Annotated in this window: 23 protein-coding genes and 1 other annotated feature; of the genes, 5 read left to right on the top strand and 18 right to left on the bottom strand. The window is 45.0% G+C overall.

The window, feature by feature from the left end; all coding sequences use genetic code 11:
* Positions 1 to 39: 39 nt before the first annotated feature.
* The 4 genes from QFZ81_RS12030 to QFZ81_RS12015 are packed head-to-tail and all read right to left on the bottom strand — an operon-like array spanning position 40 to position 2,990.
* Positions 40 to 1,323, bottom strand: a complete 1,284-nt coding sequence (locus tag QFZ81_RS12030) for a dihydroorotase (RefSeq protein WP_307444206.1) — start codon at positions 1,321 to 1,323, stop codon at positions 40 to 42.
* A gap of 20 nt (positions 1,324 to 1,343) precedes the next feature.
* Entirely contained in the window at positions 1,344 to 2,249 is a 906-nt protein-coding gene (locus QFZ81_RS12025; protein WP_307444208.1) for an aspartate carbamoyltransferase catalytic subunit, read from the bottom strand.
* A complete protein-coding gene (pyrR, locus tag QFZ81_RS12020; RefSeq protein ID WP_307444209.1) occupies positions 2,246 to 2,800 on the bottom strand; it encodes a bifunctional pyr operon transcriptional regulator/uracil phosphoribosyltransferase PyrR in 555 nt (184 codons plus the stop codon). The genes QFZ81_RS12025 and pyrR overlap by 4 nt, the downstream gene beginning before the upstream one ends.
* On the bottom strand, positions 2,793 to 2,990 hold the full coding sequence (locus QFZ81_RS12015; protein ID WP_307602876.1) for a hypothetical protein: 198 nt from the start codon (positions 2,988 to 2,990) through the stop codon (positions 2,793 to 2,795). The genes pyrR and QFZ81_RS12015 overlap by 8 nt, the downstream gene beginning before the upstream one ends.
* A 371-nt stretch (positions 2,991 to 3,361) precedes the next feature.
* Here QFZ81_RS12015 and QFZ81_RS12010 point away from each other — a divergent pair, with 371 nt between their 5' ends.
* From QFZ81_RS12010 to QFZ81_RS11995, 4 genes are all read left to right on the top strand, one after another.
* On the top strand, positions 3,362 to 5,086 hold the full coding sequence (locus tag QFZ81_RS12010) for an ABC transporter ATP-binding protein (RefSeq protein WP_307602874.1): 1,725 nt from the start codon (positions 3,362 to 3,364) through the stop codon (positions 5,084 to 5,086).
* On the top strand, positions 5,083 to 6,963 hold the full coding sequence (locus QFZ81_RS12005) for an ABC transporter ATP-binding protein (RefSeq protein ID WP_307602872.1): 1,881 nt from the start codon (positions 5,083 to 5,085) through the stop codon (positions 6,961 to 6,963). The genes QFZ81_RS12010 and QFZ81_RS12005 overlap by 4 nt, the downstream gene beginning before the upstream one ends.
* 72 nt (positions 6,964 to 7,035) lie before the next feature.
* The gene (gene dapD / locus QFZ81_RS12000) at positions 7,036 to 7,746 is read left to right on the top strand and encodes a 2,3,4,5-tetrahydropyridine-2,6-dicarboxylate N-acetyltransferase (RefSeq protein ID WP_307602871.1); all 711 of its coding nucleotides are present in this window, start codon (positions 7,036 to 7,038) and stop codon (positions 7,744 to 7,746) included.
* A gap of 21 nt (positions 7,747 to 7,767) precedes the next feature.
* Positions 7,768 to 8,889, top strand: coding sequence for an N-acetyldiaminopimelate deacetylase (locus QFZ81_RS11995; protein ID WP_307444216.1), 1,122 nt, complete (start codon positions 7,768 to 7,770; stop codon positions 8,887 to 8,889).
* 104 nt (positions 8,890 to 8,993) lie between these two features.
* Here QFZ81_RS11995 and QFZ81_RS11990 read toward each other — a convergent pair whose 3' ends face one another.
* Genes QFZ81_RS11990 through lspA form a run of 3 tightly spaced genes read right to left on the bottom strand, consistent with a single transcriptional unit; the run spans position 8,994 to position 11,626 of the window.
* Positions 8,994 to 10,151: an aminotransferase A gene (locus QFZ81_RS11990; protein ID WP_307602869.1), complete on the bottom strand. Its 1,158-nt coding sequence runs from the start codon at positions 10,149 to 10,151 to the stop codon at positions 8,994 to 8,996.
* Between the two features lie 31 nt (positions 10,152 to 10,182).
* A complete protein-coding gene (locus tag QFZ81_RS11985; RefSeq protein ID WP_307444220.1) occupies positions 10,183 to 11,133 on the bottom strand; it encodes an RluA family pseudouridine synthase in 951 nt (316 codons plus the stop codon).
* The gene (lspA, locus tag QFZ81_RS11980) at positions 11,108 to 11,626 is read right to left on the bottom strand and encodes a signal peptidase II (RefSeq protein WP_307444222.1); all 519 of its coding nucleotides are present in this window, start codon (positions 11,624 to 11,626) and stop codon (positions 11,108 to 11,110) included. Before lspA ends, QFZ81_RS11985 begins: the two co-directional genes overlap by 26 nt.
* 162 nt (positions 11,627 to 11,788) lie before the next feature.
* On the opposite strand from lspA, the gene QFZ81_RS11975 reads away from it, so the two are divergent.
* Positions 11,789 to 12,532, top strand: coding sequence for a TraR/DksA C4-type zinc finger protein (locus QFZ81_RS11975; protein WP_307444224.1), 744 nt, complete (start codon positions 11,789 to 11,791; stop codon positions 12,530 to 12,532).
* A gap of 51 nt (positions 12,533 to 12,583) precedes the next feature.
* On the opposite strand, the gene ileS is transcribed toward QFZ81_RS11975, so the two are convergent.
* The 11 genes from ileS to spoIIGA form a co-directional block, all read right to left on the bottom strand.
* Positions 12,584 to 15,352, bottom strand: coding sequence for an isoleucine--tRNA ligase (ileS, locus tag QFZ81_RS11970; RefSeq protein ID WP_307444226.1), 2,769 nt, complete (start codon positions 15,350 to 15,352; stop codon positions 12,584 to 12,586).
* Positions 15,353 to 15,418: 66 nt separating this feature from the next.
* Positions 15,419 to 15,667, bottom strand: a binding site (T-box leader).
* Between the two features lie 72 nt (positions 15,668 to 15,739).
* The gene (locus QFZ81_RS11965) at positions 15,740 to 16,216 is read right to left on the bottom strand and encodes a DivIVA domain-containing protein (protein WP_029196502.1); all 477 of its coding nucleotides are present in this window, start codon (positions 16,214 to 16,216) and stop codon (positions 15,740 to 15,742) included.
* A 156-nt stretch (positions 16,217 to 16,372) separates the two neighbouring features.
* Positions 16,373 to 17,155: a YlmH family RNA-binding protein gene (locus QFZ81_RS11960; protein ID WP_307444227.1), complete on the bottom strand. Its 783-nt coding sequence runs from the start codon at positions 17,153 to 17,155 to the stop codon at positions 16,373 to 16,375.
* A 2-nt stretch (positions 17,156 to 17,157) separates the two neighbouring features.
* A complete protein-coding gene (locus QFZ81_RS11955) occupies positions 17,158 to 17,397 on the bottom strand; it encodes a YggT family protein (RefSeq protein WP_373462771.1) in 240 nt (79 codons plus the stop codon).
* 65 nt (positions 17,398 to 17,462) lie between these two features.
* Positions 17,463 to 17,885 carry a cell division protein SepF gene (locus tag QFZ81_RS11950; RefSeq protein ID WP_171648417.1) on the bottom strand — a complete coding sequence of 141 codons (423 nt, stop codon included), beginning with the start codon at positions 17,883 to 17,885 and terminating at the stop codon, positions 17,463 to 17,465.
* A gap of 38 nt (positions 17,886 to 17,923) precedes the next feature.
* Positions 17,924 to 18,610: a YggS family pyridoxal phosphate-dependent enzyme gene (locus tag QFZ81_RS11945; RefSeq protein WP_307444231.1), complete on the bottom strand. Its 687-nt coding sequence runs from the start codon at positions 18,608 to 18,610 to the stop codon at positions 17,924 to 17,926.
* Between the two features lie 44 nt (positions 18,611 to 18,654).
* Complete coding sequence (gene pgeF / locus QFZ81_RS11940) at positions 18,655 to 19,500, bottom strand: peptidoglycan editing factor PgeF (protein WP_307602867.1); 846 nt, start codon at positions 19,498 to 19,500, stop codon at positions 18,655 to 18,657.
* A 119-nt stretch (positions 19,501 to 19,619) separates the two neighbouring features.
* The gene (locus tag QFZ81_RS11935) at positions 19,620 to 19,919 is read right to left on the bottom strand and encodes a YlmC/YmxH family sporulation protein (RefSeq protein WP_047672367.1); all 300 of its coding nucleotides are present in this window, start codon (positions 19,917 to 19,919) and stop codon (positions 19,620 to 19,622) included.
* 135 nt (positions 19,920 to 20,054) lie between these two features.
* Positions 20,055 to 20,837 (bottom strand): RNA polymerase sporulation sigma factor SigG, encoded by a 783-nt coding sequence (gene sigG, locus QFZ81_RS11930; RefSeq protein WP_057303043.1) that lies wholly within the window; start codon positions 20,835 to 20,837, stop codon positions 20,055 to 20,057.
* A 161-nt stretch (positions 20,838 to 20,998) separates the two neighbouring features.
* Entirely contained in the window at positions 20,999 to 21,721 is a 723-nt protein-coding gene (gene sigE / locus QFZ81_RS11925; protein WP_047672364.1) for an RNA polymerase sporulation sigma factor SigE, read from the bottom strand.
* 212 nt (positions 21,722 to 21,933) lie between these two features.
* Positions 21,934 to 22,857: a sigma-E processing peptidase SpoIIGA gene (spoIIGA, locus tag QFZ81_RS11920; protein ID WP_307602865.1), complete on the bottom strand. Its 924-nt coding sequence runs from the start codon at positions 22,855 to 22,857 to the stop codon at positions 21,934 to 21,936.
* Positions 22,858 to 23,057: the final 200 nt, after the last annotated feature.

Here is a 23,057-nt window from a genome sequence, read left to right as displayed (position 1 = left end):
GCGGATTTATGCTTGATTTCAATGCCATTTAAGAACGGTTTATGACCAAACCACTTTACCGGAAGCGATTGTAACAACCGGCCAGCCTTGCAGCTTCCAGCCGATGAATGGCGTGTTTTTGCTGCGTGAAACGATCTCTTCTTTGAGAACTTCGCGCTCTGTTTCCAAATCCACGATGGTGATATCAGCAGCACTGCCTACTTCAAGTGTTCCGTATGGAAGACCGAATACGTCGGCAGGTTTTTTCGTCATACGATCCACGAGGAAACCTAATGACCATTTGCCTGTCAGTACAAATTTCGTGTACAGCAGGGAGAACGCTGTTTCGAAGCCGAGTATGCCGAAAGGAGCCAGCATCATACCCTTCTCTTTCTCTTCTTCCGTGTGCGGCGCGTGATCCGTTACGATAATGTCTATCGTGCCGTCTTCCAAACCTTCAATGACAGCCTGCACATCGCGCGGCGTGCGCAGCGGCGGGTTCATCTTCCAGTTGGCATCGAGCCCTGGAATATCTTCATCTGAGAGCACGAGGTGATGTGGACATACCTCGGCAGTCACTTTAATGCCGAACTGCTTCGCATGGCGGATCAGACGAACGGACTGCTCGGTGCTTACGTGGCACACGTGATAGTGAACACCCGTCGCTTCGGCTAGCAGCACGTCGCGGCCCACATGAATCGCCTCGGACTCGTTCGGGATTCCCTTCAGTCCGTGCTTCTTCGCGAACGCGCCTTCGCTTACCGGCGCGCCAACTACAAGCGTGTCATCCTCGCAATGTGCGATGATTGGCATACCGATCGATGCAGCCAAAGCCATCGCATCTTTCATCATTTGCGCGCTTTGCACGCCGACACCATCGTCTGTGTAGCCGATGACGCCCGCTTCTTTCAGCGCAGCGAAATCAGTCAACTCGCGGCCGAGCTCGTTCTTCGTAATCGTACCGTATGGAAGAACACGGACGACACCTTCCGTTGCAGCTTTATCCAATATGTAGTTCACTGTATCAACGGTATCGATCACAGGTCTTGTATTCGGCATGCAAGCTATAGTTGTGAAGCCGCCTCTTGCTGCGGAACGTGTTCCGGTCGCGATATTTTCTTTATGTTCAAATCCAGGCTCTCTCAGGTGGACATGCATATCGATGAATCCTGGAGTCACTAGCTTACCTGCTGCATCAATGACTTCATGGCCTTCAGTTTGTGGAGCCGAACCTTCTACTACATCAATAACCTTTGCAATTTTATCATTCTCTACCAAAATGTGTTTCTTCGCTTGTACATTATTTACATCGACGGTAAGTCCGTTTAATATCCAAATGCCCATTGTGTTGAAGTCCCCCTGTTTTATGATAAAGCTCGTTCGATGACCGCCATACGAATCGGAACACCGTGAGCAATTTGTGTGAAAATTTTGGATTTCTCGTGTTCAACCAACTCATCATCAAGCTCTACATTTCGATTCACCGGAGCCGGATGCATGATGATTGCGTGAGGAGCCATGCGGCTTGCACGCTCTGCCGTTAGCCCGTATTGCTCGCGATATTCCTCTGCCGAGCGAATAATTCCTTTGTCGTGCCGTTCAAGCTGTACACGCAGCATCATGACCACATCAGCTTTCAGTGCTTCCTCGAAGGACACATATGGAGCAAATTCAGCCAACTCCGGAGCTTGCATGCTTTCGGGCGCGCAGAACTGCACCTTTGCTCCTAAGGCAATGAGTCCCCATAGGTTGGAGCGAGCGACACGACTGTGCAGGATGTCTCCGATGATGGAGACCGTCAAACCTTTGATGGCGCCGAACTGTTTGCGCATCGTGTAGAAATCGAGCAGCGCCTGCGTTGGATGCTCGTTATTGCCGTCCCCCGCGTTAATGAGCGGGATTTTGATTTTCTCAGCCAGCTCTTGCAGGACACCGTTCGGCTTCAAACGGATGATACCGGCATCGATGCCCATGGACTCGAGTGTACGGACTGTATCGTAGATGGACTCCCCTTTTTGTACACTGGATTCCGCAGCGGAGAAATTGAGCACGTCGGCTCCGAGCCGCTTTTGCGCCAGTTCAAAGGAGAACCGAGTTCTTGTACTATTTTCAAAAAACAAGTTGGAAACGAATTTGCCTTGAAATTGATTCGTCACCTTCGAAGGATATTGTTCCCAGTAGGCAGCACGATCAAGAATGCTCGTTATCTCCCCTGCGCTTACGCCTTTCAATCCTAGAAAATGCTTGGTTTGTATACTCACGATACTCACTCCTGTTTCCCCCTCTGTTGAAGTATAATGACGCCATCTTTATCATCGATTTCCGTAAGCAGCACTTCAATACTTTCACTTTTGGAGGTAGGTACGTTCTTTCCTACATAATCAGGGCGAATGGGCAATTCACGATGCCCCCTGTCAACTAGTACGGCTAGCTGGATCATCTGCGGTCTGCCCAGATCGATCAATGCATCCATAGCTGCTCTCACTGTTCTTCCGGTGTAAAGCACATCATCGAACAGGATGATTTTGCGGTCTTGAATTTGGATCTTACCGCCTTCCTGAACATTTTCCACTGATTTCACCTTCACGCGATCATCACGATAAGAAGTGATATCAATCTCACCGACAGGAATCGGCACACCTTCAATCTCAAGAATTCGCTCTGCTACTCGCTTGGCCAAGTAAATACCACGGGTCCGAATCCCAATCAAGGTACAATCCTCTACCCCTTTATTCTTTTCCAGTATCTCATGTGCAATCCGCGTTAGTGCTCTGCGAATTCCCATTTCATCAATAATCGTATGTTCGGCCGTTTCATTCATCTTTATCGCCTCCTAAGAGTTTTGCTTTAGCAAAACTGACATCGTAAGCATTGGCTGAGTTTTCCGTAGGAAAACTTGCATCGTAAGCATTGGCTGAGTTTTCCGTAGGAAAACTTGCATCGTAAGCATTGGCTGAGTTTTCCGTAGGAAAACTTGCATCGTAAGCATTGGCTGAGTTTTGCTTTAGCAAAACCAAAAAACTCCTTGCCATTTGTTGGCAAGGAGTTACGAGAGCATAAAGATACAGAGCGGGGCATAAGGATGCGCACATCCCCAAGCTTAGTCATACACTGAATCCGCGACTCAGTATATCCCGTCTTTTCTCATCGACTACCTTGCCAGCCTCTCTGGACTGTTTTTAAAGGTACATATTTAATTAAAAGAATTATCCCACTTTCGACACGATAAGTCAATATCTATTTCATGAACTTGCTTTGAGCTAGCGCTCAGCCATGTGTTATAATTTACATATAAAAACACGAGCTTTGTCCGTTTTCTCGCGAAAACTCAGCAACGCTTATAATGCCAGTTTTGTTAAGGCAAAACGCTAAGGAGGAACCCATGTTCAAACTGTTTCGGCTTCTGAAACCGTACAAAACTTCTGTGGTTGCGATTATTACTTTGATGCTTTTGCAATCACTGGCGCAGTTGTACCTGCCAACACTGCTCGCTGACATTGTCGATGTCGGGGTTATGAAAGGAGATATTCCTTATATTCTCCGGTTTGGCGCTTACATGCTTTTAGTAGCCATGGGCGCGATGGTTTGTGTCATCATCGCAAGCTACTTGTTGGCACGAACGGCGACAGGATTCGGCAAGGATTTACGACGAACGCTTTTTACCCATGTTGAAAGCTTCTCCTTGCACGAATTTGATAAACTCGGTACTTCCTCCCTCATTACCAGAACCACGAATGACATCGCACAAGTTCAGCAAGTGATTGTCATGATGCGGATGTTCATCGGCGCACCTACGATGCTAGTCGGCGGAGTCATCATGGCCACTTATAAGGACGCTCATCTCGCCATTGTATTAATTTCTATCATCCCGATTCTTGCACTTGCTATTGTAGGGATCATGCGTAAAGGACTTCCCTTATTCAAAACATTGCAGATCAAAATCGATGGCATCAATCTCGTGCTGCGTGAAAATTTAACCGGTATCCGCGTCATTCGCGCCTTTAACCGTTCCGAACATGAAAAGCGTAAATTCGAAAAAGCGAACCTGGATTACACGCAAACAGCCGTAAAAGTAAATGTAATCATGTCCACGATGATGCCCATCATGATGCTTGTTTTTAATCTTGGGGTTGTCGTCATTCTTTGGTACGGCGGAGTTCGCATTGATGCCAATCAAATGCAGATTGGTGACTTAATGGCCTTTATCCAATATGCCATGCAAATTATGTTTTCAATGTTCATGATGACGATGATTTTCATGATGATTCCACGTGCATCTGCTTCTTCTGTCCGTATTAATGAAGTTTTAGAACTACAATCTAACATACATAGCACCGAAATGGCGAAATCTCTAAATTCCAATCAAGCTGCTGTTGAGTTTAAGCATGTATCCTTTAGTTATCCGGGGGCTGAACAACCAGCAATTCGTGATCTATCCTTCCGCGCTGAGCCTGGTGAGGTAACAGCGATTATTGGAGGAACCGGATCGGGCAAGACGACCCTCATTCATTTACTGTTGCGCTTCTATGATGTGGAGTCCGGCACTATCATCTTAGATGGTCATCCCCTGCCTACTTTGAAGTTAGAAAGCCTAAGACAGCAAATCGGTTATGTCCCACAAAAGGCGGCGCTTTTCTCAGGAACAGTTGCGGATAACATTCGTTTTGGACGTGAGATGGCAACGGAAGATGAAATCCAGCATGCTGCGACCACTGCGCAAGCTGCAGATTTCATCGCCGAGATGAAAGAAGGCTATCAAGCTGTTCTCGCCCAAGGTGGCACGAACCTGTCCGGTGGCCAGAAGCAGCGGCTTGCCATTGCCCGTGCACTTGTTCGTAAACCGAACATTTATGTATTCGATGATAGCTTCTCTGCACTTGATTTCAAAACAGATGCTAAGCTTCGGGCAGCCCTCAAAACCGAAACCGAGCAAGCAACGATGATTATTGTCGCCCAACGCGTCAGTACAATTATGGACGCTAACCGAATTATCGTACTGGAAGAAGGACAAATTGCAGGGATAGGCACCCATTCAGAACTGATGAAAACATGTGCTGTGTATCAAGAAATTGTTGCTTCTCAGCTGTCAGAGGAGGAAATTGCATGAGTGACAAACCAAAAGAGAAAGCTCCTTCTCAAGCGGGGGTAAACCCCGGTCACTTTGGCCGAGGCGGCATGGGCGGCATGGGAATGCCAGTCCAGAAGGCTAAGGATTTCAAGGGAACAATACGACGGTTGTCGAGTTATATGAGTCCTTTCCGTATATCTATCCTGCTTGTTTTTATCTCGGCTGTGCTCAGCACACTCTTCAGTATTATTAGTCCCAAACTCATGGGTAACGCAACAACCATATTGTATGAAGGCTCTATCGCGAAGCTCAAAGGTGTTGCCGGCGCCAAAATTGACTTTGATGCCATTTTCCAAATCGTTATTATTCTTTCAGCTCTCTACATACTCAGCGCCATACTCACCTTCATCCAACAGTGGATTATGGTCGGTGTCACACAGAAAATCGTATTTAATCTTCGTAGAGATATTAGCGAGAAGCTCACCCGAGTACCTCTCTCCTTATTCGACTCACGCAGTCATGGGGACACGATGAGCCGAGCTACTAACGACGTAGATACGATCAGTTCTACCATGCAGCAAAGCTTGACACAGTTGATTACTTCAATCGTGACCTTAGTCGGGATCATTATTATGATGCTAACCATTAGTCCTTTGTTGACCTTGGCCACCATCGTAACCTTGCCGCTCAGCATTTTGGGAACGAAAATGATTGCATCACGGTCTCAGAAGTATTTTAAAGGACAACAAAAAACACTCGGTGAACTGAATGGTCACGTGGAAGAAATGTACACAGGCCATACCATTGTCAAAGCTTTCGGCCGTGAGCATAAATCGGTTGAGCAATTCAATGAAATTAATGAACGTTTGTATCATTCAGGCTGGCGTGCACAGTTTATCTCGGGGATGATTTTCCCCCTTATGTCCTTTATCGGGAATATCGGCTACGTATTGGTCAGTGTGATTGGTGGCATCATGGTAACAAATGGGGCTATTAAAATCGGAGATATTCTTGCGTTTATTCAATACTCAGGGCAATTTGGGATGCCGATTGCACAGGTAGCTAATATAGCCAACGTGATTCAATCAACAATCGCCGCCGCGGAACGTATTTTCGAGTTGTTAGATGAGCCTGAGGAAGTACAGGAAATCACCCATGTAAAAACGACCCAGAATGTCCAAGGTCATGTTCAATTTAAACAGGTTACCTTTACTTACAAAGAGGATACCCCGTTAATTCAAGATATGAATATCCAAGTAGAGCCAGGACAAACGGTTGCCATTGTTGGCCCCACAGGTGCGGGTAAAACAACGATTGTCAATCTACTGATGCGTTTCTACGAATTAAAGGGTGGTACGATTTCCATTGATGCGGTAGACACACGTGAAATGTCACGCAGTCATCTGCGCGGACTGTTCGGTATGGTACTGCAAGACACATGGCTGTTCAACGGAACGATTCGCGAGAATATCGCTTACGGACGTCATGGTGCCACTCAAGACGAGATCGTTAGTGCTGCTCGCGCGGCCTATGCTGATCATTTCATTCGAACCTTGCCGGAAGGTTACGATACCAAGCTGAATGAAGAAGCATCCAACCTTTCACATGGGCAAAAGCAGCTTCTCACCATTGCTCGCGCCATACTTGCGGATCCAACCATTTTGATTCTTGATGAAGCGACGAGCAGCGTAGATACACGCACGGAAGTGTCCATCCAAAAGGCGATGAGTAACCTGATGGAAGGGCGCACAAGCTTCGTCATTGCACATCGACTTTCCACCATACGAGATGCCGATCTCATTCTTGTTATGAATCATGGTACTGTTATTGAACAAGGAACACATGAACAGCTATTGGAACAGCACGGCTTTTATGCAGATCTGTACAATAGTCAGTTCGCTCAAAAAGCTATATGAATACACATTGGCCGAAATGCCCCCTTTCTGATAATATAGGAGAGTCAATCTAAATTTTAAGGAGATGTCACCATGACCGAGATGAATACGTTAGAAATTATTCAGTTTATTAAAGAAAGCAAGAAAAAGACCCCTGTTAAAGTATACGTAAAAGGAAACCTTGAAGGTATTAACTTTGGCGAAGGCAGCCAAACCTTCTTATCCGGTGGAAGCGGAGTTGTTTTTGGCGAATGGAGCGAAATCCAGCCCATTCTTGAAGCAAACAAAGCGCAAATCGCTGATTTCGTAGTTGAAGCGGATCGTCGCAATTCTGCGATTCCAATGCTTGATCTGAAGCCAATCAATGCGCGCATTGAACCAGGTGCGATCATTCGTGATAAAGTACATATCGGAGATAACGCCGTCATCATGATGGGTGCTCTCATTAATATTGGCGCTTCTGTTGGCGATGGTACAATGATCGACATGAATGCTGTTCTTGGCGGTAGAGCACAAGTCGGCAAAATGTGTCACATCGGTGCTGGTGCAGTAGTAGCAGGCGTTATCGAGCCCCCTTCCGCACAGCCTTGTGTGATTGAGGATGATGTGCTTGTTGGAGCGAATGCCGTTATCTTGGAAGGTGTTCGCATCGGAAAAGGATCTGTTGTTGCTGCCGGCGCTATCGTTACACAAGACGTAGAAGAATATACGGTTGTAGCAGGAGCACCTGCACGAGTGATTAAGAAAGTGGACGATAAAACGAAGTCCAAAACAGAAATTTTACAAGATCTGCGCACCCTGTAAGGTGTTCTGGAGGAATTCACCATGCTTAGCCCATTCATAGAGCTGCGCCGTCAGCTTCACCAAATTCCGGAGCCGGGCTTTCAAGAGTTCAAAACGCAACAGCTTCTCCTTGACCATCTATCAAAGCTTCCTCAGGATAGACTGACGATTCGCACTTGGCGCACTGGCATTCTAGTTTACATCAAAGGTACGAATCCTACCAAACGCTTCGGATATCGTGCAGATATGGACGGGCTGCCCATTACGGAAGAGACCTCTCTTCCGTTTCCATCCCAGCATCCAGGTTACATGCATGCGTGCGGACATGATTTTCACATGTCAATTGGGATGGGCGTTGTTACCCATTTCGCTCAGCAGCCTATGCAGGATGACCTAATTGTGTTATTTCAGCCGGCAGAAGAAGGCCCAGGCGGCGCTTTACCCATGCTTGCTGCTGAAGAATTGAAGGATTGGAAGCCCGACCAGATGGTTGCTCTCCATATAGCACCTGAGTATCCAGTAGGCACGATTGCCACGAGGCCGGAGATCTTGTTTGCCAATACGTCTGAGCTGTTCATTGACCTGCTAGGCAAAGGTGGACATGCCGCTTACCCGCACCAAGCAAACGATATGATCATAGCGGCGACACAAATGGTCGGTCAACTGCAAACCATTGTTTCCCGTAATGTGAATCCGCTTGATTCGGCCGTCATTACCATTGGTAAAATGGAAGCCGGTACAAAGCAAAACATCATTGCGGAAAAAGCCCGCTTGGAAGGCACGATTCGCACCCTTTCCGCTGATTCTATGAACAAGATCAAGAAACGCATCGAAGCTGTAGCTGCAGGGATCGAAAGTTCCTTCGAGTGTCAAATCTCCATTGATTATGGCTCGAATTACCGCCAAGTGTTCAATGATCCTGCTTTGACCGTGGAATTCATGGACTGGCTGCGCGGTAACGATAATATACAGCTTGTGGAGTGTACAGAAGCGATGACAGGCGAAGACTTTGGCTACTTTTTGGAGCAAATACCTGGCTTCATGTTCTGGTTAGGGGTAGACACCCCTCATGGGTTGCATAACGCCAAGCTTGATCCTAACGAGAGCGCTATTGATGTAGCCATAGATACCATTACAGCCTATTTACGATTTAAATCTAATTAAAAACAAAGAAAAACCTCCAACCCACTTTCATTGTGGATTTGGAGGTTTTTTCGTATTGTCATTAATGTAATGTCGACTAATAAAATGCTTTACAATTAGCTAGCTCACGCTAGTTTATTGACAAAGCGCTCAAGACGATCAAGTGACTGTTCCAATACTTCTTGTGAATAAGCATAAGAAATTCGGATATAACCTTCTCCGTAAGAAGTGAAAGCATCTCCAGGAACAACAGCAACATGTTCCTCATGAAGCAACCTCATGGTAAATTCCTGAGAGGATAATCCAAACTTCGCTATGGAAGGGAACAAATAAAAAGCCCCATTCGGCTTCTCCAACTCGAAGCCCATAGCAAGTAAACGGTCATAGACATAATCCCTACGAACTTCATAGGCATTGCGCATAGGCAGAGCATCATCTATACCTACTGTCAGAGCCTCTAATGCCGCATACTGGCTTACAGAGCTTGCGCAAGTTACATTATACTGATGTACCTTGACCATATGCTCCGTAATGTAATCCGGCGCTAATGTAAATCCAACTCGCCAGCCTGTCATAGCATGGGATTTGGAGAGGCCATTAATGACAATCGTTTTCTCACGCAGCTTGCCCATCGTTGCAATAGACTGATGACGAACACCGTAAACAAGCTCACTATAAATTTCATCGGATAAAATAAACAATTCCCGATCTTCTAATAATTGAGCCAAATCGGCCAATTCCTGCTCCGTGAGTACTTGGCCTGTAGGATTAGACGGGTAACATAAGATAACGCAGCGTGTGTTGGCTGAAAGATAAGGCTCAAGTAACTCTGCCGTTAATTTCAAGCCATTCGGTCTAGTATCGACGTAGACAGGGATTCCCCCTGCTAATCTGATTAAAGGCTCGTACCCAGGGTATATAGGTGCGGGAATAATAACTTCAGCACCAGGTGTAAGAATGGTACGTAACGTAATGTCTACTGCTTGACTCGCTCCAGCTGTCACGATAATTTCATCAGCCGCGCGGTATTGTTGGCCATACTTAGTTTGAACAAAACTGGATACTGCTTCTCGCAGTTCCAATAGTCCGGGATTTTGCGTATAAACCGTTTTATTTTGATCCAAAGCCCTCTGCCCAGCCTCAATAATATGCCGCGGCGTCGGGAAATCAGGCTGTCCAATCGTTAACGTCAAAGCGCCTGGAATGGTGCTCACAAGATTAGAAATTTTACGTATGCCTGAAATTTGAATGTCTTTCACTTGCGGATTAATCAGATGCTCCATGTGATTCACTCCTCTCCCATTGGGAAGAACCCTAGGATGTTCGAATTGTTTGTAGAAGCTGTTCCATATCTGCTGGAATCGGTGCTTCAAATTGCAACCATTCCCCTGTACGCGGATGCTTAAAGCCAAGAATGGCAGCGTGCAGCGCCTGGCCATCCATGAGCATCCCTTTGCTCTTGCCATACATCGGATCACCTACAAGAGGGTGACCTATGAATTTCATATGCACACGAATTTGATGGGTTCTTCCTGTTTCCAGCTTTAATTCCACCAAGGTGAAATCGCCAAAGCGTTCAATAACTACGAAATGAGTTACCGCTTGCTTACTGTTTTTCTCCGTTACCGTATACATCTTGCGGTCATTTGAATCGCGACCTATCGGAGCGTCAATGGTACCTTGATCATGCTGTAGATTCCCATGTACCAAGGCGATATATTTGCGATTGACTGTATGAGCCTTTAACTGCTCAGCTAAGCTAGCGTGTGCTTTGTCATTCTTTGCTGACATGATAAGCCCGGATGTGTCCTTATCAATTCGATGTACGATTCCAGGACGCAGTTCTCCGTTGATACCAGATAGATCCTTGCAATGGTACATTAATGCGTTAACCAATGTACCAGAGTAATGGCCAGGTGCTGGATGAACGACAAGTCCCCGCTGTTTATTGATCACGATGACATCAGCGTCTTCGTATACCACATTAAGAGGAATGTTTTCCGCGGCAAGCTCAACACCCTGTGGTTCAGGAATGCGCAAAGAAATAACATCTTGTTCAGACAGCTTATAGTTTGGTTTTATTGCTTTCCCATTCACTTTAACATGCCCGTCTTTGACCCATTGCTGAACGAGTGTTCTCGACACATCTTCCTCCAATGCTTCCGTAATGAATTTATCAATACGTTCACTGGCATACTGTACTTCAACTGTCCATTCGACGACATCATTAGTCGCGGCCTCAGATGAGGTCTGATTTGTGTTCATTCGTTGCTCCTTTTTTCTCTTTTCTCCAAGTAAGTAACGATTCTAAGAAAATCAGGATTACCCCGATCACGATGGCCGAATCAGCTAGATTGAAAATCGGATAAATATAATAAATGGCTTTGCCGAACAAGCTAAAATCAAAGGTAAACTGCAGGAAATCCACAACTTCACCGAATAAAGCTCGATCAATGAAATTACCGATTGCTCCTCCTAGCAGAAGACTAAGCGCAAAAGATAACAAAACTTTTCTTTCACTAATCGTCCGACGCATGTACCAGAGAATACCAATCACAACAATGAGCGTAATCACAATGAAAAACCATCTTTGGTTTTGCAAAATACCAAATGCCGCTCCCCTATTGCGATGCGACGTCAGGATGAAGAAATCACCCAGCACTGGACGTTCCTCGCCAAGTGGAATCCGTTTTACAATAAACCATTTGGATACTTGATCCAAAATAAATACGATGAGCGCATAAAAATAATATTTCATTATCTTTTCCTCCTGAGAGTTTTGCTTTAGCAAAACTTACTTCGTAAGCTTAAACAAGTTCCTTATTTCCTTAGTTTCAAGGAATTACCTCACTAAAAAAAGCTGTCACTCGGCATTATAACGGTATGCATCAGCTGTTAGAAAGGAGCTGTACGACGACCTATGAGCCATTTATCCGAGGAGCAATTAAGAGAATTATATCTGCAATTATTGGAGGAAAAGCTTTATCTCGAGAAACATTTTGCCACGAATGATAATTACGGCCTGTCCAATTCTTTCAAAGATAGTACCGGTGAGCTCTCCATGTACGATAATCATCCAGGAGACATCGCCACAGAAATTTACGAACGAGAAAAAGATATTTCACTCAACGAACATGCTGAATTTCATTTAAATCAAGTCAATGAAGCCTTAGCTCGCATGGAGAGTGGAGAATATGGCATATGTGTGTTCAGCAAACAACCGATTCCCTTTGAGCGCCTTCAAGCTATCCCTACCACAATTTACAGCTTAGAACACGTTCCAGATCCTGATCGATCATTCAGAAGACCTGTTGAAGAACAAGTGCTCTACCCACCTTTTGGCCGAACCAGCTTTGACGAACGTGACGATGAGACCGAATTCGATGGTGAGGATGCCTGGCAAATCGTTGAAAGTTGGGGCACCTCCAATTCACCTGCATTTGCTGAAGATCCCAACGTTGAAAGCTATGATGAAATGTATGTGGAAGCTGATGAACACGTTGGTTATGTTGAGTCTTTCGAGAGCTTTGTTGCGACAGACCTATATGGTGAACATGTTACCATTGTTAGAGGCAAGGCCTACCGTGATTATATGCATAACGGTGAGGGCGATCCTCTACTCGAACCAGAAAACCTTTCCGGCTCAGAGGATGAGCAGCTCTAGAAAAAATAGGACAAACGAGCTTCGCATATAGCGAAAGCTCGTTTGCTTCCTTTACTCGTGGTAATGAGCCGAAACAACGTCATTACATCTGGCACAAAGTGTCGGATGTTCTTTACTTTGCCCCACCTCAGGAGTCACTATCCAGCAGCGCTCGCACTTCTCGCCTTCAGCTACAGTGATAGCAATAGCAGCATCCTTCGATTGATACACCCCAACAGGAGCATCCGTACCAGGTTTATGCACGGTCACAGCAGACACGATGAACAGCTGATCCAACTGCTCCAATTGCATAAGTAAGCCGTAAGTGGCTTCATTCGGATATAAGTGTACAGCAGCACCTAACGAGTTACCGATTACTTTCTCTTTACGTGCTTCTTCGAGAGCTTTCAGCACTTCATCTCTAACATCCAGGAAGCTATTCCATTTATTTTCCAATTCTTCCTTGTATAAACTTGAATCAACTTCCGGCAGCTCTGCTAATTGCACACTGCTGAGTTCAACTCCAGGAATGTACTTCCATACTTCATCTGCTGTATGTGGAAGAATAGGTGAGATCAACTTCGTAATCGCAGTTAAGGTAGCATATAATACGGTTTGCGAAGCTTTCCGAGAAGAATCATGAGGCGCGTTTGCATATAAACGATCCTTGATAATATCTAAGTAGAAAGAGCTCATTTCAACCGCGCAGAAATGATGAATCGTTTGGTAAACGACATGGAATTCATACGCTTCATAAGCCTTCACTACCTTCTCAATCATGCGATTCAAGCGGATCAAGGCATAACGATCGAGCTCAGATAAACTTTCCGTTGCAACACGATCTGTTTCTGGGTTGAAATGACTCATGTTACCCAGCAAGAAGCGCATCGTGTTGCGAATTTTACGGTATACTTCCGTTGTTTGGTTCAAGATATTATCCGAGATCCGGTGATCCGATTGATAGTCGACTGAGGATACCCACAGACGCAAGATATCGGCGCCTAGCTTACCACACACAACATTCGGATCAATCGTGTTACCGATCGACTTGGACATTTTCCGTCCTTCTCCATCCAGCGTAAAGCCATGGCTGAGAACGCCTTTATATGGCGATTTCTCTCTTGTGGCAACACCTGTAATGAGGGAGGAGTTAAACCATCCACGGTACTGGTCAGACCCCTCTAAATACAGATCCGCAGGCCACTGCAGCTCAGGACGGGATTCTAAAACAGCCACATGGCTAGAACCAGAATCAAACCATACGTCCATGATATCCGTTTCCTTACGGAACTCACCATGACCACATTTGGAGCAGCTAGTTCTCTGAGGAAGGAGATCTTTTTCATCCTTGATAAACCAAGCATTTGAGCCTTCTTGCTCAAATAACTGTGCCACATGTTCAATGGTTTGCTCATTGACTAGCGGTTCGTTACAGCTGCGGCAGTAGAAGATTGGAATAGGAACCCCCCATGCACGCTGCCTCGAAATACACCAGTCTCCGCGATCTGCAATCATGTTATGCAGGCGGATTTCGCCCCACTCTGGCGTCCACTTGACTTGTTTGATTTCATCCAGCATCTCTTGTCTGAATTTATCGATAGACGCGAACCACTGCTCTGTTGCTCTATAAATAACAGGCTTCTTCGTGCGCCAATCATGGGCATATTGATGCTGAATTTCGCCAGCTTTAAGTAATAGACCTGATTCTTGCAGCTTCTCGATAATCAGCTTGCCGCCTTTTTCGTAGAACATGCCTTCAAACCCTGGTGCTTCAGCTGTGAAATGCCCTTGATCATCTACAGGACATAGCACTCCGATGTTATAACGTTGTCCAATTGCGAAGTCGTCTTCCCCATGTCCAGGAGCCGTGTGTACACAGCCTGTACCCGCTTCTAGTGTCACATGTTCGCCAACCATCACAAGCGATTCACGGTCATAGAACGGATGCTGGCACGTAACGAACTCGAGCTCGCTGCCTTTTACCGTCGATAACACTTCGTAATCGGTCCAGCCAATTTCCTTAGCTGCAGCTGCAAGTAAACCTTGTGCGAGTACATATTTCTTCCCACCGGCTTGAACAACAGCATAGTCGAACTCAGGATGAAGTGAAATGCCCAGGTTGGCTGGCAGTGTCCATGCCGTTGTCGTCCAGATCACAATAGCGGCATCCTGCGGCAGCTTGCCTTTGCCGTCTTTAACAGGGAACGCCACATAAATGGAAGTGGAGGTTTTTTCTTTGTACTCAATTTCAGCTTCTGCAAGTGCACTTTCGGAAGATGGGGACCAATAAACAGGCTTCAAACCTTTGTATACAAAGCCTTTTTGTACCATCTTGCCGAAAACCCGAATTTGCTGAGCTTCATAATTCGGCTGCAGTGTGATATATGGATTCTTCCAGTCACCGCGAATACCCAGACGTTGGAATTGGCTCTTCTGTTTCTCAACAGACTGAAGGGCGTACTCTTTGCAATATTCACGGAACTCAGGGACGGTCATTTTTTTACGATCGACTTTCCCACTGTTCGTAATCACCTGCTCAATTGGCAATCCGTGTGTATCCCAGCCTGGAACATATGGCGCATCGAAGCCTTGTAATGTTTTGAATCGCACGATGATATCTTTCAATACCTTGTTTAACGCATGTCCGATATGAATATCACCGTTCGCGTACGGAGGTCCATCATGCAGAATGAATTTTGTTCTGCCTTTGCGACTCTCCTGCACTTTGGCATAAATGTCTTCAGCTTCCCAGTGTTCTTGAATTTTCGGTTCCGCCTGCGGCAAATTGCCTCTCATCGGAAACTCCGTTTGTAGTAAATTTAATGTTTTGCCATAATCCATGCCAACCACTCCATTCCTGCCTTAAACTTTATGTTGTTAGAAAAACAAAAAAAGCCTCTCATCCCCAAAAGGGACGAGAAACTTTAACTCGCGGTACCACCCTCGTTAAAAAGCAAATGAACATACACCTTACGGCGTATCGAACTTAAGCTTAATCATTCGATCATGTGTAACGGCATGACCCGTTTCTCTCTACTCGCTTCAAGAGACGCTCCTGGGGGATATTCGGTACGCTGCAGAGATTAGGCTCACACCAATACCCTAATTCGCTGACACTGCTAAATTCGACCTACTCGTTCCAGTCATAGCTTTACTGAGATACATTTAACAGGAGTATAACCAATTCGTTAGGCATAGTCAATAAGACAGCAACCTAATCATCGATTCCTACTCTTCTTTATTTTCAAACTGCATACTTTGCCAGCCTTCCGTGTTGAGCAGCTCTAATTGTGCTTCAAGCAGCGTACGGAAGCGTGTGCGATAAATGGAGGCTTGTTTCTTCAACTCTTCAATCTCCAAAGCAACCTTGCGTGAACGCGTCAAGGATTCGTTAATAATCCGATCTGCATTCTTCTCAGCTTCCTTCAAGATCAGCTGTGCTTCTTTCTTAGCATTGCTTCTCACTTCATCCGCAGCTTCTTGAGCAACGATAATCGTTTTACTAAGTGATTCCTCAATATTCGTGAAATGATCCAAACGTTCCTGCAGAGTCACCGTTTGATTGTGTAAGTCTTTATTCTCACGAATCAATGCCTCGTAATCCTTAATGACTTGATCCAGGAATTCATTCACTTGATCTTCATCATAACCGCGGAACGAGCGGGAAAACTCCTTATTATGTATATCTAGCGGTGTTAATGGCATCAGTGCCCCTCCTTAGCGTTTTGCGCAGCAAAACTGACTTCGTAAGCATAAGCTGAGCTTTCTTCTAAGAAAGCTAGTTTGAACCCACATCTATACTGAATCAGTTCGACAGAAAATAAGCAATTCCTGCAAAGTTCGTGGATAAATGTTCCACTTTCATGCAAATTTGCCGATCTTCACACGAATTCGCCCTTTTTTCGTTACGCCTTCCACTTCAAGCACCTTGAATCTACCAAATCCTTGCAAAGACACCATATCTCCCTCTTTAAGGGGCTTACTAGGATCTTCCTCCAGCTTCCAATTGACGCGGCAGCGGCCAGCTTGAATGGGAACCAATATTTTAGCACGGCTAAGCCTGAATACATCGCTCACAATCCCGTCCATACGCATTGATGCAACAGACAGGTTCAGCTCGTCCAATTGTATTTGAGCGAGTTCCAGCTTATCTAAAGACAGCAGTTCTGTTTGTACATGAACCCTATGTACCTGGGACAAATTCAAATGCAGGTAATCCGCAGCATCCTGGGTAACCAAACAATGGCAGCCGCCCTCTATAACATGAATATCGCCAACCTTGTCTCGCTTCATGCCGAGTCCAAGAATGGCGCCCATGTAATCTCCATGTTCTAATGTTAGAAATTTGCCGTCTCCGGAAGAAACGGACAAGACCGCCATCGCCATATCTTCCCCATCCAAAGATCGGTAATCTGGGGCAATCAGAGCTCTTTTTCGTTCGGCGGCCGAATATCCGCCATCTAGACGGCAGTGGACATCTGGGTGTCGATTAACGAGTGATGTCAGTATAAAAGCTTGTCTGGGATCTAGAAAATCCGTTAGCTTCACAGCATGCTGCTCAGCTGCCCGTTCCACCCAATCCCAGGCTTTATCGACAAAATGGTGTTCATCCGAATGAAAATGACCATAGAGTTCTTTTGGCAATGTTAGAACAACCCCACAATGAAATCGAGAACAGCCATAATCCCCATAACCACAAATCGCAGTGCGATTAAGGCCACAATTGGTGAGAGATCAATCATTCCGATGCTAGGAATAATTTTCCGGAAAGGGCTTAAATACGGTTCAACCAATTTCCCAAGGAGTCCTCCAACGAAGCTATCACGTGCATTAGGAAACCATGACAGGATCAAATAGCCGATAATCATGAAATAATAAATTTCCATCAAAATACTAAGATAATAGTGAACGTAATTCACGTATGCATCCACCTCTGTGTTAGGATATGTGCCTATTCTTCACCCATCATCTCGGAGATGTGACCATGAATATCAACTGAATCTGGTGTACAGAGGAAGATATTTGGTCCTAGTTTGGATATAGACCCATTCAAAGCATATACCGTCCCGCTTAAGAAATCTACGATACGTATGGCTTGATCACCACGAACTCGCTGCAAATTGACAATCACAGCTCTTCTGGAGCGAAGATGATCTGCAATATCCTGCGTCTCTTCATAGGTTCGAGGTTCACTTAGCACAACACGTGCATTTTTCTGTGAATGAATGCTGACGACATTCGCCTTATTTTTATTACGTAATTCATAAGGATTGGTTTCAGGTTCTTCTGTTGCTTCCACAATGCGCTCCCGCTCCACAACCTCTTCCTCTTCTTGCAGCCCAAGAAAATTCATAAATCGGTTATAAACACCCACTATAGTTCCCTCCTTATCATGTTCTTAAATCAGGTTATCTAAAGTTCTTTCCCCACCAAAATAGTGCCCAAACGAACCCAAGTTGCACCTTCTTCAATTGCTACTTCAAAGTCTCCAGACATGCCCATGGATAACTCCGTAATTTCGTATGGGAAAATTCTCCGCTCATTCAGACGGTCTCGCAATTCTCGCAATCCACGGAAGACAGGTCTTGTTGCATCGGCCTCCATCTCATAGGGAGCCATGGTCATCAAACCTGTGATATGTATATGTTTTAGCCCACTAACTTCTGTAGCAAAATCGAAGAAATGCTCAGGTGCAATACCATACTTTGATTCTTCGCCGGAAACGTTCACTTGCAATAAACAGTTCACTTCAATTCCCAAAGCTGCAGCCTGCTTGTCCAGTTCTTTGGCCAGAGATATCCGATCCAACGAGTGAATGTAGGCGAATTTGCCAATGACGTCCTTTACTTTATTCGTTTGCAAATGCCCAATGAAATGCCATGTTCCCCGTTCGTGGAGCGCTTCCCACTTCGGCTTTACATCCTGCCAGCGATTTTCCCCGATGTGCAGAAGTCCTGCATCCAAAACGCTTTTGGTCGTCTCTAAGGAAACATATTTCGTTACAGCAATCATCTTAACTTCGTTCTCACTCCGTCCAGACCGCTTACAAGCTGCGGCGACACGGGCTTCAACCTCATCTTTACGGGCTAGTATACTCACTTATGAAGACACCTCAATTCAACGCTTCGCTTGCATCCATCTCCTCAAAGAAGACCTATCCAAGCAATCATTCTTCCTGTAGAACCGCCTTCTTTTCGATGTGAAAAAAAGAGATCAGTGCTACAACTCGTACATAACTGTGATACTTCGATATGGGACGACAAAATTCCTGCTTGCAGTAACAATTTTCGGTTCAATTCTTGCAAATTCAGCATATACTTGCCATTTCCTTTGTCGACCATAACAACTTGACGCTCTTCTGATGATGCTTTGACATCCGCAAGTACATGGTTTACACGATTAGCTACAGTCTCATCAACCTCATAGCAGCAGGCTCTTATGGATGGACCAATTGCCGCGCGAATGTCTGTGGCTTGACTACCAAAAGTATGTGTCATTAAGGATATAGTAGCCATGGAAATGTTTAACACCGTGCCTTTCCAACCTGCATGAGCAAGCCCGGCAACACGCTTAACAGGATCGTAGAAAAATAACGGTACACAATCTGCAAATTGCGCACAAAGAACGATTCCTTTCTCATTTGTAATGAATCCGTCCCTCGCTTGAATGGCCGTTTCCCTGGAAGCTCTGCCCATTCCCTTTTCCTGTAGGCTTACTACAGTGACTTCGTTACCATGTACCTGTTCTGCATACGTGAATGCTTCAAACGGCAGTCCTACGGCCTCAGCGATCAACTCACGATTCCTCACCACATGTTCAGGCGCATCGTTCACATGCAGTCCGCAATTGAGCGTTGAATAGGATCCCTGACTCACTCCTCCATGGCGGGACGTAAAACCAACAGTCAATTCATTGTATTGCTCCATCCAGCTTGCTATCGTAAATAGGACTGGCCCATCTTCTTTCGCTTGTTTCACAAATGGTTCCACGGTTGCTCTCTCCCCACATTTGGATCTTTACTCCTTTTACTTTAGCACAAAATAAAAAGACACACGATGTTTGCTTTGGCCTGCCCATGAAGCAGCGGCCTTCGCTCGTGTGCCTTCCGTCAATTTCGGAATTGCTGATTGAACTCATAAACACCTTCGTTATCATCCGTTTGACGATAAGGCCGGACGTCTTCCAATTTCACAAGAACGACATCTGCACCGATTTTCACAATATGTTTCCAAGGTATGATGACATCTGTCCCTGAACCAAACAACCCGAAAAATCGGCTTTGATTGGGTACAACAATCGATTCGATACGACCCTGACGCAGATCAAGCTCCAAATCACTGATTTGCCCGAGCTTTTTACCATCGACAATATTGATTACATCCTTCGTCTGGAAATCAGATATTTTCATGAGGCTATTCACCACGAATCTCATTAGGATTTTTAACTGATTTTGTACTAGTATATGTGCGGTGTGGGCAAAATGTCCTGAAAACCAAAAAAAGACCTTCACGGCTTGTCACAGCCGATCCAGTCTTTATGTTAATTACGATTTCACATGTTTCTGCATCTGACAGATCGCAGATTTCTCAAGTCTGGAAACCTGAGCTTGGGAAATGCCAATCTCATCGGCAACCTCCATCTGCGTTTTCCCTTCAAAAAAGCGCATGGAGAGAATCATCTTCTCCCTAGCATTTAGTTTACGCATTGCTTCACGAAGAGCAATTCCTTCAATCCACGACATGTCCTTATTGCGCTCATCACTGATCTGGTCCATGACATAGATGGGATCTCCGCCATCATGGTAAATCGGTTCGAATAAGGATACGGGGTCTTGGATGGCATCAAGCGCGAATACCACGTCCTCCTTAGGCACATTAAGGGCTTCGGAGATTTCATAGATCGTAGGTTCGCGTGAATTCTGATTCGTTAAGCTGTCTCTGACTTGCAAAGCTTTGTAAGCAATATCTCTTAAGGAACGAGAAACGCGAATCGGGTTATTATCTCGTAAGTAGCGGCGAATCTCACCTATAATCATCGGTACAGCATAGGTCGAGAACTTAACATTTTGACTTAAATCAAAGTTATCAATGGCTTTCATCAAACCAATACAGCCAACTTGGAAGAGATCGTCCACATACTCTCCGCGATTGTTGAACCGCTGGATCACACTTAGAACTAACCTTAGGTTCCCATTGACCAATTTCTCTCTTGCAGCTCGCTCCTGTTTCGTCTGCAAATCAGAGAACAGTTCGCGCATTTCAGCATTGGTCAGAACAGGCAGTTTGGCGGTATCAACACCACATATCTCAACTTTATTTCGGGTCACCGTGATTACCTCCCAAGGAGAAACATTACTGTTAATTATCCCCGTGAGCGGTTGATTTATTCCTGTCCTATCCCTTATGGAGCTACTTGACAAAAGGGTTTCGACTTGCTCCCTCCCGTGACTGCTGAACAATTTCAACATGAGCCGTCAAAAAATATTTTTCAGACCATCTTATTAAATTCTTTACGAAGCCTTTTAATAATACGCTTTTCCAATCTGGAGATATACGATTGTGAAATGCCCAATAAATCAGCGACGTCCTTTTGCGTTTTTTCCTCCCCGTCTTGCAGGCCAAAACGGAGCTCCATAATGATGCGTTCTCGTTCTGTTAACTTATCAAGTGCTTTATGCAGCAGCTTTCGATCTACCTGTTCTTCAATATTTCTGTAAATTGTATCATTTTCGGTCCCTAAAACATCAGATAACAGAAGCTCATTTCCGTCCCAATCAATGTTTAGTGGTTCATCGAAAGAAACTTCCGTACGTATTTTACTGTTTCGTCTTAAGTACATAAGAATTTCATTTTCAATACAGCGGGAAGCATATGTAGCTAGCTTGATCTTTTTCTCCGGGTCAAAAGTGTTCACTGCTTTAATTAGGCCGATAGCACCGATAGAAACCAAATCCTCGATATTGATGCCAGTGTTTTCGAATTTTCTAGCTATATAGACAACCAATCTCAGGTTGCGCTCAATCAGCATAGCTCGCACAGCAGCATCCCCGGACGGTAACTTTTCCAATAAGTACTCTTCTTCTTCTCTCGTAAGTGGGGGCGGTAAAGCTTCACTACCACCAATGTAATAGATTTCTTCGCCTTTAAGACCTAATAGCATTAAAATACGATAATACGCTAGTTGAAAGAGCATTTTCCACTTCAAGAACATGTTAGTTTCCTCCTAAGAGTTTTGCGTATGCAAAACTGACTTCGTAAGCATTCGCTGAGTTTTGCGTTAGCAAAACTTTCATCGTAAGCATAGGCTGAGTTTTCCGCAGGAAAACTGGCATCGTAAGCATATGTAGAGTTTTGCTTCTCGCAAAACAAATTTCCTAAACCGAAGAAGTGGTTTACGTTACTTATTACTCCAATTTGAAAGCGCTATCCTACTGAAATCAAAGCTGGATGGATAATCGCTTGATAAGTGCCGTCACTGCAAAGCTTTCCTCCGTCGAGTCCGATAAGCACCTTAGACGCCTCAATTTGCAAATGATTATGGGTGATCACCACCTTATCCGGTTTAATGGCCAGCATGAATTGGGTATTCCGATTAACACCACGGTATGGCACGAGTCGCAAGCGATCCTGCCATATAAATTCCTCCACACCCAAACCACTTATGATCTGATCAACATCTGCCGATCTAATCCTTTGGAGCCATTCTACAGGCAATACATCCCCCCACTCAGACACTTCCATTACCATTACAGGGGTTCGTGTTAACGGGTCATACAATTGATTTCCCGTATCTATTAAACCTTTGCAAGAGGCTGTATAATCACCCACATGAATCGTTACTTCCGCCAAATAAGATGTTAACACCTCACGCTGCTTCGAGCTCTGAAACACCGTTCTGAACCACCATAGCAAAGGCAGCAGCAGCATGAGCACAAACAGGATGCCTCCAACCTTCATCTGAAACATGGCCACACCTGTTTGCGTAAACACAATCCCCTCCATCACATCGGATGAGGATGCCAGTACATAATGAATGCCGAACATACCACCGGCTACAGCAAAATTCACTAAAAGGAACGTTCCGATGTTTCTCAATAAATTTTGTAAGGAGCCAAAACCAAAAGCAGTCATAATCATACCGATACAGAACATACATTTCACAGAAAATGTAAAAAGAAACAACGGCACTGGCAAGAACATAACGACCACATAGGAAGCTCCCAAAACCGACGAACCTACGATTCTCCACCACTTGAACGATATTTTCCGCGTTTTAGCCGTTACGATAAGCATGGCCGCATCCATCAGAAAGTTCAGCAGGAAAATGAGATCCGCATAGACGACCACAATTTCCTCACCTCCAAGACGGATGCTTTTATAGTAATTTTTCTGACGAAACTTTAAGGTTCTAAATCAGTATATGGGAATCTAAATTCAAAGTCTGTCTAAACTTGCTAGTAGGATGATACTTTTTTTGTCAGTTGACGCGGCCTATCCCAAGCTAGAAAAGCCCTAAGAACAACAAAAAACCGAAGCCTCTACATCAT

The sequence above is a fragment of the Paenibacillus sp. V4I9 genome, from assembly GCF_030817295.1.
Taxonomy (GTDB): domain Bacteria; phylum Bacillota; class Bacilli; order Paenibacillales; family NBRC-103111; genus Paenibacillus_E.
The sequence above is the reverse complement of the archived record's forward strand: the minus strand, read 5'-3'. Positions and strand labels throughout refer to the sequence as shown.